Here is a 17,961-nt window from a genome sequence, read left to right on the forward strand (position 1 = left end):
TCGGGGGCTGTCCCTTCCGGGACCTCCCCCTTCATTCGACAAGCCTCGCGCCCCTACATGTCCGAAAACACCGCACCGCCAGCCGCCGCTCCCGCTCAGGACGAAAACCAGCTCATCGCCGAACGCCGCGAAAAGCTGCGCACCCTGCGCGCCAACCAGGCGGCCGGCGGCGGGGTCACCTTCCCCAACGACTTCAAGCCGGCCGACCGCGCAGCAGCCTTGCAGACCGCACACGGCGCCGCCGATGCCGAGGCGCTCGAAGCCCGGCCGGTGCAGGCCAGCGTGGCCGGCCGCATGATGCTGAAGCGGGTGATGGGCAAGGCGAGCTTCGCCACCCTGCAGGATTCCACCGGCCGCATCCAGCTCTATGTCACCCGCGACGCGCTCGGTGAACAGGCCTACGCCGACTTCAAGAAGACCGACCTCGGCGACATCCTCGGCGCCGTCGGCACGCTGTTCAAGACCAAGACCGGCGAACTGTCGATCAAGGTGACCGAACTGCGCATGCTTACCAAGAGCCTGCGCCCGCTGCCCGACAAGTTCCACGGCATGGCCGACCAGGAGACCAAGTACCGCCAGCGTTATGTCGACCTGATCGTGGACGAGGCGGCCCGCACCCGTTTCGTGGCGCGCAGCAAGGCAGTCAGCGCCCTGCGCGAATTCATGGTCGCGCACGACTTCCTCGAAGTCGAAACGCCCATGCTTCACCCCATCCCGGGAGGCGCCAACGCAAAGCCATTCGAAACCCACCACAACGCGCTCGATCAGCAGATGTTCCTGCGCATCGCGCCCGAGCTGTACCTCAAGCGCCTGGTGGTGGGCGGCTTCGAACGGGTGTTCGAGATCAACCGCAACTTCCGCAACGAAGGCATCTCGGTCCGGCACAACCCCGAGTTCACCATGATGGAGTTCTACGCGGCCTACTGGAATTACCGCGACCTGATGGACTTCACCGAAGCACTGGTGCGCGATGCAGCGCAGAAAGCCTGCGGCTCGCTGGAGATCAGCTACGGCGGCAAGCCGGTGGACCTGTCGCAACCCTTCCAGCGACTGACCATCCGTGAAGCGATCCTCAAGTACACCGAGGCGACCGAAACCAACGTGGACGATGCCGCCTGGCTGACGGCAGCGGTTCGCAAGCTCGGCCTGAGCGAAGAAAAAAACCGCCTGTCCGGCCGTACGCTCGCCAGCCTTCAGGTGCTGTACTTCGAGGAAACCGTGGAAGAGAAGCTCTGGCAGCCGACCTTCATCATGGAACACCCGACCGAGATCAGCCCGCTGGCCCGCGCCAACGACGAGCGCCCCGAAGTCACCGAGCGTTTCGAGCTCTACATCACCGGCCGCGAATTCGGCAACGGCTTCTCCGAACTGAACGACGCCGAGGACCAGGCCGCACGTTTCCAGGCGCAGGTTACCGCCAAGGACAGCGGCGACGACGAAGCGATGTACTTCGACCATGACTTCCTGCGCGCCCTCGAATACGGCATGCCACCCACTGGCGGCTGCGGCATCGGCATAGACCGCCTGATGATGCTGCTGACCGATGCAGCCAGCATTCGCGACGTGATCCTGTTCCCCGCACTTCGCCGCGAAAGCTGAAGACCACGGCGACAGGTGTCCGGTGTCGGCCCGGGCACCTTCGGCGCACAGGGCATCGGCGCGCAAGTCACGGTCCGGCCCCGGCTGACGCGCCCTATCTTGAAAGACTCTTCTTTCAGGACTTGCCATGTTCAATCGATTTCTGGACCGCAACTTGCAGCGGATCAACCGCCATCCGGGCCAGGGTGGCGACAGCCGGGCCCGGCAGCGCGACACCGCCACAAGCGGTACGCAGACCACCCCGCCGCAGGCCAGCCCGCTGCTCGACCCCCTTAGGACCGATACCGCCGGCCAGGCACAGGCGAAACCGACGGGCCCGCTGCAACGCCTTCGCGAATTCTTTCAGCCGGCGCATACCGGCCGCAGTGACAGCGCGCCCTTGACGGCGAGCGCGACAGCGGCGTCAACGGCCGAAGATGCCCGGCACCCGCTCATCACCCGCTTGGTCCACCGTATCAAGACCTGCGAACCGGCCTGTGCCCCTGCCTTGATCGCCGACCTCCGCCAGGCGATGCATCTGGGCGACACGGCTCCCCGGCTCGCGGTTCCCGCCGTGCGGGAGATGCTGGCCTCGAACGACTGGATCGACTTGGTCGCGGAAGGCCGACTGGACCTGGCCTCGCTACTGTCCGTGATCGGCAAGGTCACGGATCTGGCGGAGCGCAGGGCGCTGATGGGCGCCATCGAAGCCGCAGTGGCGGTGCGTCAGCAAACCGACCATAACTTTGCAGATCGCATGAACGATCGGCTCGGCGTGCCCGCCGCCCCTCCGAAAATGGTGGCCGACGCGGTGCAGGCAAAAGTGAACGCATTGCATGAGAACCCGGAGTCAAGGCGGCACATCGACTCCGTCATCAAGATGTTCGGAAAGCTGGGAACCGGCACCGTGCCGGCGCAAGCCATCGCAGCGAACCTGAGCAAGCTGCTCAACCGCATGAGCTTCTTCGAGGATATTTCGCCAGAAATGCAGGCACAGGTCATGCCTTGCCTCATCGAGAACCTGCTTTTCCATGGCGATATCGCCATGGCTCACGCCCGTGTGGCGCGGGAAGGCGCCGCAAGGGCGCGCGACTATTTCCTGCTGCTGCGCAATGACGCCGGCAGCACGCCGCATTCGGTGCCGCTCAAGACGCCCTGGTCATGCCGTCTGCTGCATGCTTGCATCGACGAGGAATGGCTGATGCGCCGGTTGGCCGCGCCCGATGCCTACGCAGAGATCGTGCCCATCAACCACCGGTTCGGCAGGTTGACCCGGGAGGGCGGCCTGAACCGCATCGAACAAGATCTGCGAAAAACCATGGCCGAGATGGAGTCCGCCGGATTCCTGCAAGCATCTACACTGGCACAGCTTCGCGTCTGCCTGCCCGCCATGCTGGAAGCCATGTACATGCAGAATTGCAAGGTTTGGGGCGAAGCGCCGACCAGTGCCCGCGGCCCATGCCGCCCGGCACCTGACGCGGCAACGGCATTCACTCGCGCACAGCTGGTACAGCAGCTGAATGCGATGTCCCCCGTCACGCGGGCGCAGCTCATGCAAGACCTGCTGGCATTCTTCCGCAACGGCACCATGGCAGTCGAGGGCGATGCTTTCATCCAGCAATACGGCGACCAGATTTCCGTGGTCCTGAGTGACTCGAAACTGGCTCGCGCCGTGCTGGCTCACCTCAAGCTGTCAGCTTCCGAAGGTGCCCACTGAACCGGCATGCTCAGACCACCACCGGCTCCGGCTCCAGCCGGATACCGAAGCGCTCATAGACGCTGGTCTGGATCGCCTTGGCCAGCGTCATCACCTCGCCGCCGGTCGCCGCACTGGCCGGGTCGCTGCCGCCGCGATTGACCAGCACCAGCGCCTGCTTTTCGTAGACACCTGCATTGCCGACCGACTTGCCCTTCCACCCGCAGGCGTCGATCAGCCAACCGGCCGCCAGCTTGATGCTGCCATCGGCCATCGGGTAATGCACGATGCCCGGCTCGCGGGCGATGATGTCGGCGCACTGCTCGGGAGATACCGTCGGGTTCTTGAAGAAGCTGCCCGCATTGCCGACCACCTTGGGGTCGGGCAGCTTGGCCCGCCGGATGTCGCATACCCATTCGAAAACCTGCCGGGGCGTGGGTTGTGCCACACCCTCTTCCACTCGCCGCCGCTCCAGGTCGAGATAACCCAGTTCAGGTTTCCAGGCTTTTGGAAGCAGAAAACGCACACGCAGGATGAGCGCCCGACCCGCCAGACCGAAGTCGCCCGGAGCCGCTGCCACGTGCTTGAAAACCGAGTCGCGATAACCGAAGGCACATTGCGCCGCGTTCAAGGAGAAAGCCTGGCCCGTGACCAGATCGATGGCGTCCAGCGAATGAAAGCGGTCCTGCAGCTCGACCCCGTACGCCCCGATGTTCTGCACGGGCGATGCACCAACGGTACCGGGGATCATGGCCAGGTTCTCCAGGCCCGCAAAACCCTGCGCCAGGGTCCAGGCCACCACCGCATGCCAGTTCTCGCCGGCACCGGCCTCGACGACCCAGGCCTTGTCGGTTTCCTCGACCAGGCGATGGCCGGGCACCTCGACCTTGAGCACCACCGGGCGCACATCTCCGGTCAGGACGATGTTGCTGCCGCCGCCGAGCACGAACTTGGGTGCAGTGGCCAGTTCCGGGTCGGCCAGCACAGCCCGCACGTCGGTTTCTGACGTCACACGCACGAGGCGATGGGCACGGGCGACGATGCCGAAGGTGTTGTAGCCCTGCAGGGGGACATTGCGCTCTGTTTGCATCGCCTGATTTTCTCACCCGCGTCACGGGTATCGCCGGCTTCGCCAGAGCGGAAACGGTGTTATTTCTGGAATAACATCCAGTGCATTCGGGTTTGCTGTAAACCCCGTTCCCGTATTTTGAGTTTTGGAGATTCCATGCCTTCTTTCGATGCCGTTTGCGAAGCCGATCTGGTCGAGGTCCGCAACGCGGTAGACAACGCCGCCAAGGAAATCGGCACGCGATTCGACTTCAAGGGCACGTCGGCCGCCATTGAGCTGAAGGACAAGGAAATCACCTTGTTCGGCGATGCCGACTTCCAGCTCGACCAGGTGGAAGACCTGCTGCGCAACAAGCTCACCAAACGCAACGTGGATGTGCGTTTTCTCGACAAGGGCAAGGTCGAGAAGATCGGCGGGGACAAGGTCAAGATCGTCATCAAGGTGCGCAACGGCATCGAGAGCGAACTCGCCAAGAAGATCCAGCGCCTGATCAAGGACAGCAAGATGAAGGTCCAGGCGTCCATCCAGGGTGATTCGGTGCGGGTCACCGGCGCCAAACGCGACGACCTTCAGGCCGCCATGGCCCTGCTGAAGAAGGACGTGACCGACGTGCCGCTGTCCTTCAACAACTTCCGCGATTGAGCCTGCCCGGCCCAGCCGCCCAGCCAGCCATTCACCGTCGCCCATGCCGACGTCCATCGTCCAGCTACCCAACGCGATTCCCCTTCCTCATGAAGGCGGAAGCGAGGACCTGCTCGGCCTCTGGTCCGACCTGGAAAGCGGCCTGTCGATGGTGCTGGCCTATCCGCAGGCGGCGCACGAGTTTCCACACAAGATCCTGCAGTACGACCAGTGGATGCAGACCCTGGTGCGGCAGGACGGCGACACCGCCCTTTACCTGCTGTTCCAGTTGGCGTCCACCTCTTCCGTGGGGTACAGCGCATCGCACGCACTGGTCTGCGCGACCCTGTGCCACATGGTCGCGGTCGAACTGCGGCTGAACCCTCCCGAGCGGGATGCGTTGGTACGCGCAGCCATGACGATGAACATCGCCATGACCCAGTTGCAGGACGAACTGGCGCTTCAGGCCGAGAAGCTCAGTCCTGTGCAGCGGGCCATCGTCAACCGCCATACCGAAGAAGGCGCACTGCTGCTGCGCCGGCTTGGCGTGTTCGACGGAATGTGGCTGCAGCTGGTGGAACATCACCATGTCGAATCCGACGGCAGCAACCGGTCGCCGGCCTGGAGCAGCCTGGCCCAGCCGTTGCAACTGCCGCACATCCTCGCGGCCATCGACCGCTACGCGGCCATGATCAGCCCGCGTGCCAACCGTAGCGGCCGTACCGCCAGCGACTCCGTCGGCCTGCTGGTCGATGCGCGTGACGGCGGTTACCTGGCCACCATCGGCCATGCGCTGCAGCGGGCCATCGGCCGCTTCCCGCCCGGCAGCTTCGTACGACTGGCAAGCGGCGAAACCGCCGTCGTCGTGCAGAACGGCCAGCGGATCGAGACACCCGACGTGGCGGTGCTGCGGGACAGCGAGGGCAAGGTTCTCAAGCAGCCCCGCCTGCAGGCCCAGGCCACCGAAATTCGCGAATCCCTGACCCACGACCAGGCCGCGTTGCCGCACGGCTATCTGCGCCTGTTGCAGATCGGCGTGCGGGCGCGCCGGGTGTTCAAGGGCTGAGGCCAGCCGGCTTCCCACGCGGCGTTCCGACACGACTGTCAGTGCCCGGCTGACACGCCTGGCTGACAGGCGCTCTTATTTTCCCGCATGGTGACCTGTCGGCTGTCACCGGAAAAGAAAGAGACGCCATGGATGCTGTGATCGCCCAACACAAACCGCGTACGCGGACAGCCGCACCCAGCCTCAATCCCTGGTCGGCGTGGGCAGCGCCGCAACAGGGGCCTTCCGACCACCGATGGCACCTGACCACACCCGAACAGCTGGCGACCGCTTCTAGCCGCATCGTGATGGTGTCTCCAAGCAACGCATGGTGGGTCCTGGGTGCGACGGTGGAGAGCTTGGCGCGGCATGGGCATCCGGTGCTGCTGATCGAGGTGAACACCCTCCCGGTGGTTAAACTCGGACAAGCGTCGACGCCACGCCGCCCCACCAGCTTCCCGCACCAGACCTTGCGATTCGAGCTGTCTACCGACACCGCGGTTCAGCATGAAAAAGCGCTGGCCGAATGGTTGCCGGTCGGTTCGGGCGATACCGTCTTCGTGCCGTGGCGGCACGACGGCCCATCGGAGCACGAGGCCTGTGCACGCGCCACCCTGGCGGCCTGCCGCACCGTGAATGCGCGATGCATCGAATACCCGGTCCGAGCGCTGGATCCTGCGGACCGTGCCCACCCGAGGTTGCGGAGGAGCGTGCTTCAGTGCATCAGGCTCGGCCAGTCCGGCATGGCGCCGGCAGCCTGCGAATGGACCCTTGCCTGAAGCGCTTCATTCCTGGGTGACGGCGGCCGGCGCAATGCGCGGAAGCCAAACACGGAAGGTCGATCCTTCACCGGGCGTACTCGAAAGCGAGATACGTCCGCCATGCGCCTCGACAATCTGGCGGCCGATGAACAAACCAAGTCCCAGCCCGGCAGACACCTTGTTGTCCACCGCACGTTCGAACTGCTCGAATATGCGCTGCTGGTCTTGGGGCGCAATGCCGCGCCCCTGGTCCTGCACTGCGATTTCCACGCCACCTTCCTGCTCCTGCAGGCAGACCTTCACCGGTTTGGCAGGGCCATAACGGAAGGCGTTGGTCAGCAGGTTCGCGACCACCTGCTCGATGCGGAATTCATCCAGTTCCACCTGCAGGCCTTGCGGCGCTTCCAGGGTCAGCGGGCATTCGGCGGCAGCGGCCTGGTGGCAGAAGCCTTCGACGATGGTGCGCAGCAGTTGCGCCATGTCGAACCTTTTCGGCGTTATCGACAAGGTGCCGCGCTGCAGCCGGGTGACATCCAGCATGTCGTCGATGAGCCGGATCATCGCCTGGATCTGCCTTTCGTCGCGCTCCACCATGGCCGCCAGCGGTTCGGGTGCGAACGCGCCGAGGTTGTTGCGCTTGAGGTGCATCTTGCGCACCTGGGCTTCCAGGAAAAGCGTGTTGAGCGGCGTGCGCATCTCATGCGACACCATCGACATGAATTCGTCGCGCATGCGGACCGCTCGCTCGAGTTCGTGCTGGGTCGCCTGCAGTTCGTCGACCAGCAACTGCTGGCGGCGACGCGCGTCCTCGAGCTCGTCGACCTGAGTGCGCACCGCCCGACGTTGCCGCCAAAGATCGACGAAAACCGTGACCTTGCCGCGGACCGCATGCGGATCCAGCGGCTTGTGCAGGAAGTCGACCGCACCTGACTCATAGCCGTGGAAGGCGTAGTCTCGTTCGTGGCCAGCGGCGCTGACGAAGACGATGGGAATGTGGCGGGTGCGTTCCGTGCCGCGCATCAGCTCGGCCAATTCGAAACCGTTCATGCCGGGCATCTGCACATCCAGGATGGCCAGCGCGAATTCGTGCTGCAGCAGTTGTGTCAGGGCAGCATCGGCGGATTGGGCTTGATGCACCACGATGCCGTCCTGTCGGATCAGCGCATCCAGCGCCAGCAGGTTCTCGGGCAGGTCGTCGACGATGAGGATTCGGGCTTCGGTCAGCATGGAAGGCAAGTTCGAGAAAACGGGTCGGCGTTCAATGGGACGGGCCAGTGGTGTTTGAAGCATTTTGTCGGCCACCCAATGTGAGCAGAAGGCGCTGCAGGCCGTCGAGCGGCAGGACGTAGTTCGGTGCGTGCAGGTCGATGGCAGCCTGCGGCATGGTGGGTATCTGAGCGTCCGCCGGGTCCTGTACCGCGGTCGTGCCACCCAGCGCCGAGACAGTCGCCAGGCCCGCGGCGCCGTCCTCGCTGGCTCCCGTCAGGAGCATGGCGAACAGGCTGGTGTCGTAGGCATAGGCGGCCGATTCGAACAACACGTCGATGGACGGCCGTGAATACAGCACCGGCGGGTCGCAGCTCAGCGAAAAGGAACGGTCGGATTCCAACTGGAGGTGATAGCCCGGAGGTGCGAAATACAGCGTGCCGGGCACCACGGGCATCTTGTCGACGGCCTCCAGAACCGGGATGGGCAGCCGCATGGCGAAAAGCTCGGCCAGGCCGCTGTCGTGGTCTTCAGGCATGTGCAACACCACGAAGATGGGCAGCCGGTAGCCCACCTCGAGTACCGAGAACAGGCGCAGCAGGGCACCCACGCCGCCGGCGCTCGCGCCGATGGCGATGGCATCGATACGGCGCGCTGGAACTGTCGATGACCGCATGTTTTTCATCAGCGTTTGCGGTAGATGCGCTCTTGCCGCACCAGCGGCTCGAACGCATCGGCGTGGGCTGAAAAGTCCAGCGTTTCCTTGCTGCCCAGGCCGAGGAAACCGCGCCTGCACAGCGACTCCGCAAACAGGCCGAAGGCACGGTCCTGGAGGCGCCGGTTGAAGTAGATCAGCACGTTGCGGCAAGAGATGAAATGCGTCTCGGAGAACACGCTGTCGGTCGCGAGGCTGTGATCGGCGAAAGTGATGTGTTCCCGCAGCGAACGGTCGAACAGCGCGCCGTCGTAGGCCGCGGTGTAGTAGTCCGACAGGCTGCGCTGGCCGCCCGCCTGCCGGTAGTTGGCGGTATACGACTGCATCCGGTGCAGTGGGAAGATGCCCTGCCGCGCGCTGTCCAGCGAATGCGGGTTGATGTCCGTCGCATACAAGATGGTGCGTTCGAGCAGGCCTTCCTCGCGCAGCAGGATCGCCATCGAATAGACCTCTTCGCCGGTGCTGCAACCGGCGATCCAGACCTTGATCGACGGATAGGTGCGCAGCACCGGCACCACCTGCTGGCGCAGGGCGAGAAAGTACGCCGGGTCGCGGAACATCTCGCTGACCGGCACGGTGAGATATTGCAGCAGCCGGTGGAAGGCGCCGGGGTCGTGCAGCACCTTTTCCTGCAGGGCGGACACCGTCGCGCAATCGAACTGGGTCAGCGCATAGAGCACCCGGCGACGCAGCGAGGCGCCCGAGTAGTCACGGAAGTCGTGGTTGTACTTGAGGTAAATGGCTTCGACGAGCAGCCGCAGTTCGATCTCGACGTTGGCATTGGCATTGGCCTGGCCCCCCTCCGCCGAATCGTCGGATGTACCCGCGCCGTACACAGTCACCGGAGGCATCAGACCGCTGCCCTTTCCATCTTCGGCATCCACACCCGAAGCAGCGAGAACAGGCGGTCCAGGTCCACCGGCTTGGCCAGGTAGTCGTTGGCGCCCGCCTTCAGGCACTGGTCCTGATCGTCCTTCATGGCTTTGGCGGTCACGGTGATGATCGGCAGCTTGGCCCAGGCCGGGTTCTGGCGGATGCGGCGGGTGGCTTCCAGGCCGTCCATCTCCGGCATCATCACGTCCATCAGCACCAGGTCGATGTCGGGGACCTCGGCCAGACGCTCCAGCGCCTCGCGGCCGTTTCGGCCCACCTCGACGAAGGCGCCCTTATGTTCGAGGGCGCTGGTCAGGGCGAAGATGTTGCGCACGTCGTCGTCGACCAGCAGGACCTTGCGGCCCTCGAAAACCTTGTCACGGTTGCGTGCAGTGCGCAGCATGGTCTGGCGCTCGTTCGACAGTTCGGCCTCGACCTTGTGCAGGAACAGCGTCACCTCATCCAGCAGGCGCTCTGGCGAACGGGCGCCCTTGATGATGATGGAATGCGAATACCGCATCAGTTCGGCCTCTTCCTCGCGGGTGAGGTTGCGGCCGGTGTAGACGATGACCGGAGGGAACGAACAGATCTCCTCGCTCGACATGCGCCGCAGCAACTCGTTGCCGGTCATGTCGGGCAGCTTCAGGTCGATGATCATGCAGTCGAAGATCTGGTCGCGCAGCAGGTTCAGGGCCTTGCTGCCCTCGTCCACTGCGGTGATCTCGACGTCGTCGTCGCCGATCAGGTGGACGATGCTTTCGCGCTGCAGCTTGTCATCCTCGACCACCAACACCCGCTTGACCTTCTGGGTCAGCTTTTCCTCGAGTTTGATGAAGATGTCCTTCAACTGGTCACGCGAGGTGGGCTTCATCGCATAACCGATGGCGCCCATGTGCATGGCGGTCTCGGTACGGTCCTGCGCCGAGATCACGTGCACCGGAATATGCCGGGTCGCCGGATTTTCCTTCAGCCGCTGCAACAGCGACAGGCCGGGGCCGTCGGGCAGCGACATGTCGAGCAAAATCGCGTCGGGCGCATGCGAACTGGCGAGCGTGAAACCGTCTTCCAGACCGTGCGCCACCAGGCAGCGGTAGCCGAGTTCATGCGCCAGGTCGAACAGGATGTGGGCGAACTTGGTTTCGTCTTCCACCACCAGCACCACCCGCGCACCGCCGCCATCCGCACGGGCCGTTTCGCGGTCGTCGGCGAAACTGGGCGCGGGCACCGGACTGCGCAAGGGCGCCGGTGCGGGCGTGGTGACACGCGGTGCCATCGCAGGCGAGGAAACCGGTGCGGGCGAATGGCTGCCGGCGATCGAAGGCGTTGCGGACGATGGGCCCGGCGGACTCGCCAGCAACGGCGCCTGGTAGCTGGCCGGCAGCGTCAGGGTGAAGGTGCTGCCCTCGCCCAGCGTGCTTTTCACGGTCAGGGTGCCGCCCAGCAGATGGGCCAGGTCACGCGAGATGGTCAGGCCCAGGCCGGTGCCGCCGTAGCGGCGGCTGGTGGTCCCGTCGGCCTGGCGGAATGCTTCGAAGATGCTGTCCTGCTGGTCCGAACCGATGCCGATGCCCGAGTCGGTGATGTCGATGCCGACGCCGCCGTCGTCGCGCGGCACGACGACCACCGAGACCGTTCCACGTTCGGTGAACTTGAAGGCATTCGAAAGCAGGTTCTTGAGGATCTGCTCGACCCGCTGGCGGTCGGTGAAAAGCGAAGCCGGTGCGCCCGGCTGCACCGACATGCTGAACTGCACACCCTTCTGGTTGGCGACCGGCTCGAACATGCCACGCAGGCCGTCGAGCAGGCGGGTCACGCCCATGTCCTGCGGCCGCACATCGAGCTTGCCTGCCTCGACCTTGGAAATGTCCAGGATGTCGTTGATGAGGTTCAGCAGGTCGTTGCCGGCGCCGTAGATCGATTCGGCGAACTTCACCTGCTCGGCGTTCAGGTTGCCGTTGCCGTTGTCGGCCAGCAGCTTGGCAAGGATCAGCGAACTGTTCAGCGGGGTGCGCAGTTCGTGGCTCATGTTGGCCAGGAACTCGCTCTTGTAGCGGCTGGCGCGCTGCAGTTCTTCGGCGCGACTTTCAAGTTCGCCACGGGCTTCGTTGAGCGCGCCGTTGCGTTGGTCAAGCGCGTTCGCCTGATCGGCCAGACGCTGGTTGCTGCGCTCCAGTTCGACCTGCTGCACCTCAAGGCTGGCCTGCGATTCGCGCAGCACCCGCGACTGCTCTTCCAGTTCTTCGTTGGCGGTGCGCAGTTCTTCCTGCTGCACCTGCAGTTCTTCGTTGAGTTGCTGGGTTTCTGCCAGCATGTCCTGCAGGCGCTGGCGGAACCTTGCAGCCTCGGCGGATGCGCCCACGCTGGCCGCGATTCCGTCCAGCAAATCGATGTCCCGGTCGTTCAGCTGCCGCAGGAAACCCAGTTCTATGACACCGTTGACTTCGCCGTCGCGCTGGATCGGCGCCACCACACCCGACATCGGCAGGCCTTCGCCCAGGCCCGAACTCACCCGCAGGTAATCCGCCGGCACTGCTTCGAGGCGGATCAGGCGATTTTCGGCGGCTGCCTGGCCGACCAGGGTTTCGGTCCTCTGCATGCGTGCGTGTTCAGCGTCGAGTTCGGCGCTGAAGCCGTAGGCCGCCACCCGCCGCAGTCCGCCGTTGTCGTCGAACACATACAGTGCGCCGACCACGCTGCCCAGTCGCTGCGCGAGATATTCCAGCACGTTGGCGCCCAGGATCGGCAGCGCCTGCTGGCCTGTCAGGCGGGCAGACAACTCGGTCTGGCCTTCACGCAACCAGGCCTGGCGCTGCAGTGTCGCCGCGTGCTCGGCCTGCTGCTCCAGAACGCGGTCGTAGGTGCGGGAAAGCCCTGTCAGCTCCCGCCGCCCGTACCAGGCCAGGCCACCGCTGAGGGCCACGCTGAACAGCAGGAACAGCACGATGGTGACGATGGAGGTGTCGTGGGCGGTGTCGGTGCGCTCCCTCAGCAGGCGCTGCTCCACCTCCAGGAAATCGGACATCTCGCGCCGGATCTCGTCGGTGAAACGTTTGCCGCGGCCTGAACCGATGGTCTGCCGCCACCCTTCGCCATTGGTGCGGCGCAATTCCAGCATCTGCTGTGAAAACTCCACCCAGCTCTGCTGCAACGATGCAACCCGTTGCAGGCGCTGCACCTGCGGTGGATTGTCCGAAACCTCCTGCTCGAGCGAGGCGACTTCCTTGGGGAAACGGGACCTGGCTATTTCATAGGGGTCGAGAAAACGTTCGTCGCCATTGATCAAGAACCCGCGCATCCCGGTTTCCATGTCTGCCGACAGGGACGACAACTCGTGCGCGCGGCCGATGACACGGTCCGTGTGTTCCACCCAGGACATCGAATTCAGCAGATAGGCGATGAGTCCGACGAAGAAGACGGCCCCCAGCAGGCCGGCACCCAGCGGCAGCGCCAGGTTGCGGGAAAGAATGCGTTTGAAAGTGCGCTGGTCTATGGAATGCGGGGTATTCATGGCTCTCGCGGGTGGAGGCGGCTAGGCGGAGAAGGCGGGTGAGTGTGACAGAGGGTCACAGCGACCCGACGTAGGCGGATTTCGCAATTTGCTCGGCAAATCGCGTGTTATTTATCAGCTGCAGATGAAATTCTCGATCAACCCTGCCACCTGGCGTGGCTGGTCGTGGTGAAGCATGTGGCCGGCGTCGGCTACTTCCGCCGTCCGGCAGTCCTGTACCTGGCCCAGGCGCTCGTGGAAATCGGCCAGCGAATAGGCCCCACGGCGCGATGCGGCCAGGGCGCCACCGGTGGCATGGACTGCCAGCACCGGGCAGGCGATGGCGCGGTAGTGGGCCAGCGTTTCGTCCGCACGGAACACGCGCGCGGAAACGACCCGGTGCGACGCATCTCCGAGGATGCGCCAGCGCTCGCTGCCGTCGGGCTGCGGCACCGCCTGCGCCCATTCGCCTGCCAGCCAGTGGGCTGCCGACGGTGCCAGCCGCGGGTTGTTGCGCATCAGCCGCCGCGCGACCGCATCGCGGCTGTCGTAATCGGCCAGGGCCTTTTCGCCGCGGCGCAAGGCCGACAGTTCGTCCAGCCACTGGCCGTGCCGCACGGCGGCTTGCCCAGCCGGCACGTCGGCGAGGCCGAAACCTTCGAGATTGACCAGCCGGCGCACCCGCCGCGGCCGCGCGCCGGCATACAGCATGGCCACGTTTCCGCCCATGCTGTGGCCAACCAGGTCGACCGGAGCATTCGGCGACACCTGGTCGAGAAGGGCATCGAGGTCTCCCAGGTAGTCATCGAACACGCGGTGGTCGACCACGGGACTTGTCGTCAGGCCGAAACCGCGCCAGTCGAAAGCCAGCACCTCGCGCCCGGCCGGCAAGCGGTCGACCATGAACTGCCACGATGCGCCCACGTCCATCCAGCCGTGCAGCAGCACCAGCGCAGCCTGGCCGGCGACAGGCGCCCCCCAGCGGTGAAGATGCAGGCAGCACTGCCTTATCGGCATGAAGCTGCGGATCGAGGGACGTCGTGGGTGGTAGGCGTCAGGCATTTCGGGAAGCTGATGTAATTCGCAAAGTCGCAGGAAGACATTCTCATATCCTCCGACCTGTCTTTCATTCAGCTGGAAAACCCGCTCATGCAACAAGTCACCCTCGGACAAAGCGACCTGCAGGTCACCCCTATCTGCCTCGGCACCATGACCTTCGGGGAACAGGTCGACCAGGCATCCGCCCACCAGATCCTGGACCGTGCGGTCGAGCGCGGCATCAACTTCCTCGATGCCGCCGAAATGTATTCGGTGCCGGCCCGTGCTGCCACCTACGGTTCCACCGAAAACATCATCGGCAACTGGTTCGCCGCTCAGCCCGCGCGCCGCCAGCAGGTGGTGCTGGCCAGCAAGGTAGCCGGCCCGTCGCGCGGCATGGACTGGATCCGTGACGGCCTGGGCATGACCGCCGCCGACATCGAAGCGTCCTGCGATGCCAGCCTGAAGCGCCTGCAGACCGATGTGATCGACCTCTACCAGATCCACTGGCCCGAACGCCACGTACCGATGTTCGGCGGTCTGTATTACGACCCGGCCAGGGAAACCTCGCAGACGCCGATCCACGACCAGCTGGAAGCGCTCGGCAGGCTGGTCAAGGCCGGCAAGGTGCGGGCCATCGGCCTGTCGAATGAAACGCCCTACGGCGTGCATGAATTCGTGCGCCTGGCCGAGCAACACGGCCTGCCGCGTGTCGCCACGGTTCAGAACGTCTATTGCCTGATCGCCCGCGGCGTCGAGAACGCACTGGACGAAACCCTGCACCGTTTGGGCGTTTCGCTGCTGGCCTATTCGCCGCTGGGATTCGGGCTGCTGACCGGCAAGTACGACGAACCCGGACTGGAGGGCGGCAACGGCCGGCTGGCCAAGTTCGAGTCGATGCGCAAACAACGCTGGGGCAGGCCGGAAGCGTTTGCCGCCGCCGCTCGATACAACCAGCTGGCCCGGGACCACGGCCTGACTCCCACACGACTGGCCCTGGCGTTCTGCTACACCAAGTGGCAGGTGGCCAGCACCATCATCGGCGTGACTTCGCTGGCGCAACTGGACGAGAACATCGACGCCTACGGCACGAAGCTGTCAGCCGATGTGTTGGCGGAAATCGACAAGATCCGCTGGACGGACCGCGACTACGCCAACTGACAGGCATCAGACCCGCTCGGTCACCCAGCCCAGCACCGACTTCAGCGCCGTCGGAAGCGCTGCCGCATCGGTGCCGCCGGCCATCGCCATGTCGGCCTTGCCGCCGCCCTTGCCGCCCACTTGCTGGGCGACGAAGTTGACAAGTTCCCCGGCCTTCACCCGGCCGACGCTGTCTGCGGTCACGCCGGCTGCGATCTGCACCTTGCCACCGTCGACCGCTGCCAGCACGATGGCCGCGGTCTTCAGTTTGTCCTTGAGTTTGTCCATGGTGTCGCGCAGCACCTTGGCATCGGCGCCCGGCAACTGGGCGGCCAGCACCTTGATGCCGCCGACGTCGACCGCCTGAAGCATCAGTTCGTCGCCCTGCGAAGAGGCCAGCTTGCCCTTCAGGGCGGCGACTTCCTTCTCGAGCGAACGCACCTGTTCGAGCACCGAACCCAGCCGGCCTTGCAGATCGGCGGCAGGTGCCTTGAGCGTGGCGGCAACGGTCTGCACGGTCGATTCCAGTTGCTGCAGGTAGCTCAGCGCGTTGATTCCGGTGACCGCCTCGATGCGACGCACACCGGCGGCCACACCGCTTTCGCCCACCACCTTGAACAAACCGATGTCGCCGGTGCGGGCGACGTGGGTTCCGCCGCAAAGTTCGCGGCTGGACCCGATGTCCAGCACCCGCACGGTTTCACCGTACTTCTCGCCGAATAGCATCATGGCGCCGGTCTGCTGGGCCGACTCGATGTCCATCACCCGTGACTGGGTCGGCTCGTTGGCCAGGATCTCGGCGTTGACCCGCGACTCGATTTCCAGGATCTGCGCATCGGTCACCGCGGTGCCGTGTGCGAAGTCGAAACGGGTGCGTTCGGCGTTGACCAGCGAACCCTTCTGCTGCACATGAGTGCCCAGCACCTCGCGCAGGGCCTTGTGCATCAGGTGGGTGACGCTGTGGTTGCGCTGGGTGGCGGCTCGCAGCGCCGTATCCACCCGCGCCATGACCTTGTCGCCGACCTTCAGCGTGCCCTGGGTCTGGGTGCCGTGGTGGCCGAACACGTCGGCCTTGATCTTCTGGGTGTCGGCGACACCGAAGGCCACGCCTTCGGCCGCGATCTGGCCCTGGTCACCGACCTGGCCGCCGCTCTCGGAATAGAAGGGCGTGGTGTCCAGCACCACGACGCCGGTCTGGCCTTCGGTCAGTTCCTGGACCGGCGAGCCCTCGTGGTACAGCGCAACCACGCTGGCGGATGCCTCCAGCAATTCATAGCCGGTAAACAGATTGCCCGTGCCGGCGTAGTCCAGCGCACGGTCCATGCGGAACTTGCCGGCGGCGCGGCCAGCGGCCTTCTGGCGTTCCATGGCGGCCTTGAAGCCGTCTTCGTCGACCGTCACATCACGTTCGCGGCAGACGTCGGCCGACAGGTCGAGCGGGAAACCGAAGGTGTCGTGCAGCTTGAAGGCGACCTCGCCCGGCAGCACCGTGGCACCGCCGGCCAGGGCCGAGTCCAGGATTTCCATGCCGTTGGCGAGCGTCTCGAAAAAACGTTCTTCTTCGGTCTTCAGCACCTCGACGATGCGCTGGTGGTCGGCCTGCAGCTTGGGATAGGCCTCACCCATCAGCGCTACGAGGTCGGGCACCAGCTTGTGGAAGAACGGCTTCTTCTGGCCCAGCTTGTAACCGTGGCGGATGGCGCGGCGGACGATGCGGCGCTGCACGTAACCCCGGCCTTCGTTGCTCGGGATGACACCGTCGGCCACCAGGAATGCGGTGGCGCGGATGTGGTCGGCGATCACCCGCAGGCTCTTGTTTTCGAGGTCGGTGCAACCGGTTTCGCGTGCGGCGGCGCGGATCAGCGCGGCGAAGATGTCGATCTCGTAGTTGCTGTGCACATGCTGCAGGATGGCCGCCAGCCGCTCCAGGCCCATGCCGGTGTCCACGCAGGGTGCTGGCAGGCGGGTGACGCTGCCGTCTTCCGCCATGTCGAACTGCATGAACACGTTGTTCCAGATCTCGATGAAACGGTCGCCGTCTTCGTCGGGACTGCCGGGGGGGCCGCCTGGGATGTGCGCGCCATGGTCGTAGAAGATTTCCGAGCACGGCCCGCAGGGGCCGGTGTCGGCCATCATCCAGAAGTTGTCGGACTTGTAGCGGCCGCCCTTGTTGTCGCCGATGCGGATCACACGCTCGGGCGGCAGGCCGATTTCCTTGGTCCAGATGTCGTAGGCCTCGTCGTCTTCTTCGTAGACGGTCGCCAGCAGGCGGTCTGCGGGGAGTTTGTAGACCTCGGTCAGCAGTTCCCAGGCCCACTTGAGCGAGTCGCGCTTGAAGTAGTCGCCGAAGCTCCAGTTGCCCAGCATCTCGAAGAAGGTGTGGTGGCGGGCGGTATAGCCGACGTTTTCCAGGTCGTTGTGTTTGCCGCCGGCGCGCAGGCAGGCCTGGACGGAGGTGGCGCGGTTGTAGGAGCGTTTGTCTTCGCCCAGGAACACGTCCTTGAACTGGACCATGCCCGAGTTGGTGAACATCAGGGTCGGGTCGTTGCCCGGCACCAGTGAACTCGACGCGACCACGGTGTGTCCCTTGGCGGCGAAGAAATCGAGGAATGTCTTGCGGATCTGGGCAACGGTGGCCGGCGGAGTCGTGGGTGTCGTCATATCCGGCGATTTTAGCCGTCGCATGGCCAGCTCCCACCCCCGTGCATGCACGGCCCCAGGCCGGATGCGAG

At 64.8% G+C, this 17,961-nt stretch carries 13 protein-coding genes; 6 read left to right on the forward strand and 7 right to left on the reverse strand.

The annotated features are described in order from the left end of the window. The first annotated feature begins 57 nt into the window (after window positions 1-57). Entirely contained in the window at window positions 58-1,599 is a 1,542-nt protein-coding gene (gene lysS, locus AC3ANW_RS12140) for a lysine--tRNA ligase (protein WP_488341100.1), read from the forward strand. Window positions 1,600-1,753: 154 nt separating this feature from the next. Continuing rightward, a complete protein-coding gene (locus AC3ANW_RS12145; RefSeq protein ID WP_488341101.1) occupies window positions 1,754-3,295 on the forward strand; it encodes a hypothetical protein in 1,542 nt (513 codons plus the stop codon). Between the two features lie 10 nt (window positions 3,296-3,305). Here AC3ANW_RS12145 and murB read toward each other — a convergent pair whose 3' ends face one another. After that, window positions 3,306-4,364, reverse strand: a complete 1,059-nt coding sequence (gene murB, locus AC3ANW_RS12150) for a UDP-N-acetylmuramate dehydrogenase (protein ID WP_488341102.1) — start codon at window positions 4,362-4,364, stop codon at window positions 3,306-3,308. Between the two features lie 135 nt (window positions 4,365-4,499). Between murB and AC3ANW_RS12155 the strand changes: the two genes are divergently transcribed. From AC3ANW_RS12155 to AC3ANW_RS12165, 3 genes are all read left to right on the forward strand, one after another. After that, complete coding sequence (locus AC3ANW_RS12155) at window positions 4,500-4,985, forward strand: YajQ family cyclic di-GMP-binding protein (RefSeq protein WP_488341103.1); 486 nt, start codon at window positions 4,500-4,502, stop codon at window positions 4,983-4,985. 43 nt (window positions 4,986-5,028) lie between these two features. Further along, on the forward strand, window positions 5,029-6,030 hold the full coding sequence (locus tag AC3ANW_RS12160) for an HD-GYP domain-containing protein (protein ID WP_488341104.1): 1,002 nt from the start codon (window positions 5,029-5,031) through the stop codon (window positions 6,028-6,030). A gap of 128 nt (window positions 6,031-6,158) precedes the next feature. Continuing rightward, entirely contained in the window at window positions 6,159-6,788 is a 630-nt protein-coding gene (locus AC3ANW_RS12165; RefSeq protein ID WP_488341105.1) for a hypothetical protein, read from the forward strand. A gap of 6 nt (window positions 6,789-6,794) precedes the next feature. On the opposite strand, the gene AC3ANW_RS12170 is transcribed toward AC3ANW_RS12165, so the two are convergent. From AC3ANW_RS12170 to AC3ANW_RS12190, 5 genes are all read right to left on the reverse strand, one after another. Further along, window positions 6,795-7,997: a hybrid sensor histidine kinase/response regulator gene (locus AC3ANW_RS12170; protein WP_488341106.1), complete on the reverse strand. Its 1,203-nt coding sequence runs from the start codon at window positions 7,995-7,997 to the stop codon at window positions 6,795-6,797. Between the two features lie 31 nt (window positions 7,998-8,028). Continuing rightward, window positions 8,029-8,652 (reverse strand): chemotaxis protein CheB, encoded by a 624-nt coding sequence (locus tag AC3ANW_RS12175; protein ID WP_488341107.1) that lies wholly within the window; start codon window positions 8,650-8,652, stop codon window positions 8,029-8,031. 8 nt (window positions 8,653-8,660) lie between these two features. Beyond that, a complete protein-coding gene (locus tag AC3ANW_RS12180; protein WP_488341108.1) occupies window positions 8,661-9,542 on the reverse strand; it encodes a CheR family methyltransferase in 882 nt (293 codons plus the stop codon). Continuing rightward, window positions 9,542-13,072, reverse strand: coding sequence for a response regulator (locus tag AC3ANW_RS12185; protein WP_488341109.1), 3,531 nt, complete (start codon window positions 13,070-13,072; stop codon window positions 9,542-9,544). The genes AC3ANW_RS12180 and AC3ANW_RS12185 overlap by 1 nt, the downstream gene beginning before the upstream one ends. Window positions 13,073-13,186: 114 nt before the next feature. Then, on the reverse strand, window positions 13,187-14,113 hold the full coding sequence (locus tag AC3ANW_RS12190; RefSeq protein ID WP_488341110.1) for an alpha/beta fold hydrolase: 927 nt from the start codon (window positions 14,111-14,113) through the stop codon (window positions 13,187-13,189). 87 nt (window positions 14,114-14,200) lie between these two features. On the opposite strand from AC3ANW_RS12190, the gene AC3ANW_RS12195 reads away from it, so the two are divergent. Next, a complete protein-coding gene (locus AC3ANW_RS12195) occupies window positions 14,201-15,250 on the forward strand; it encodes an aldo/keto reductase (protein ID WP_488341111.1) in 1,050 nt (349 codons plus the stop codon). 6 nt (window positions 15,251-15,256) lie between these two features. On the opposite strand, the gene alaS is transcribed toward AC3ANW_RS12195, so the two are convergent. Continuing rightward, entirely contained in the window at window positions 15,257-17,890 is a 2,634-nt protein-coding gene (alaS, locus tag AC3ANW_RS12200) for an alanine--tRNA ligase (protein WP_488341112.1), read from the reverse strand. Between the last annotated feature and the right edge of the window lie 71 nt (window positions 17,891-17,961).

Source organism: Xylophilus sp. PBN-3R, assembly GCF_057747805.1.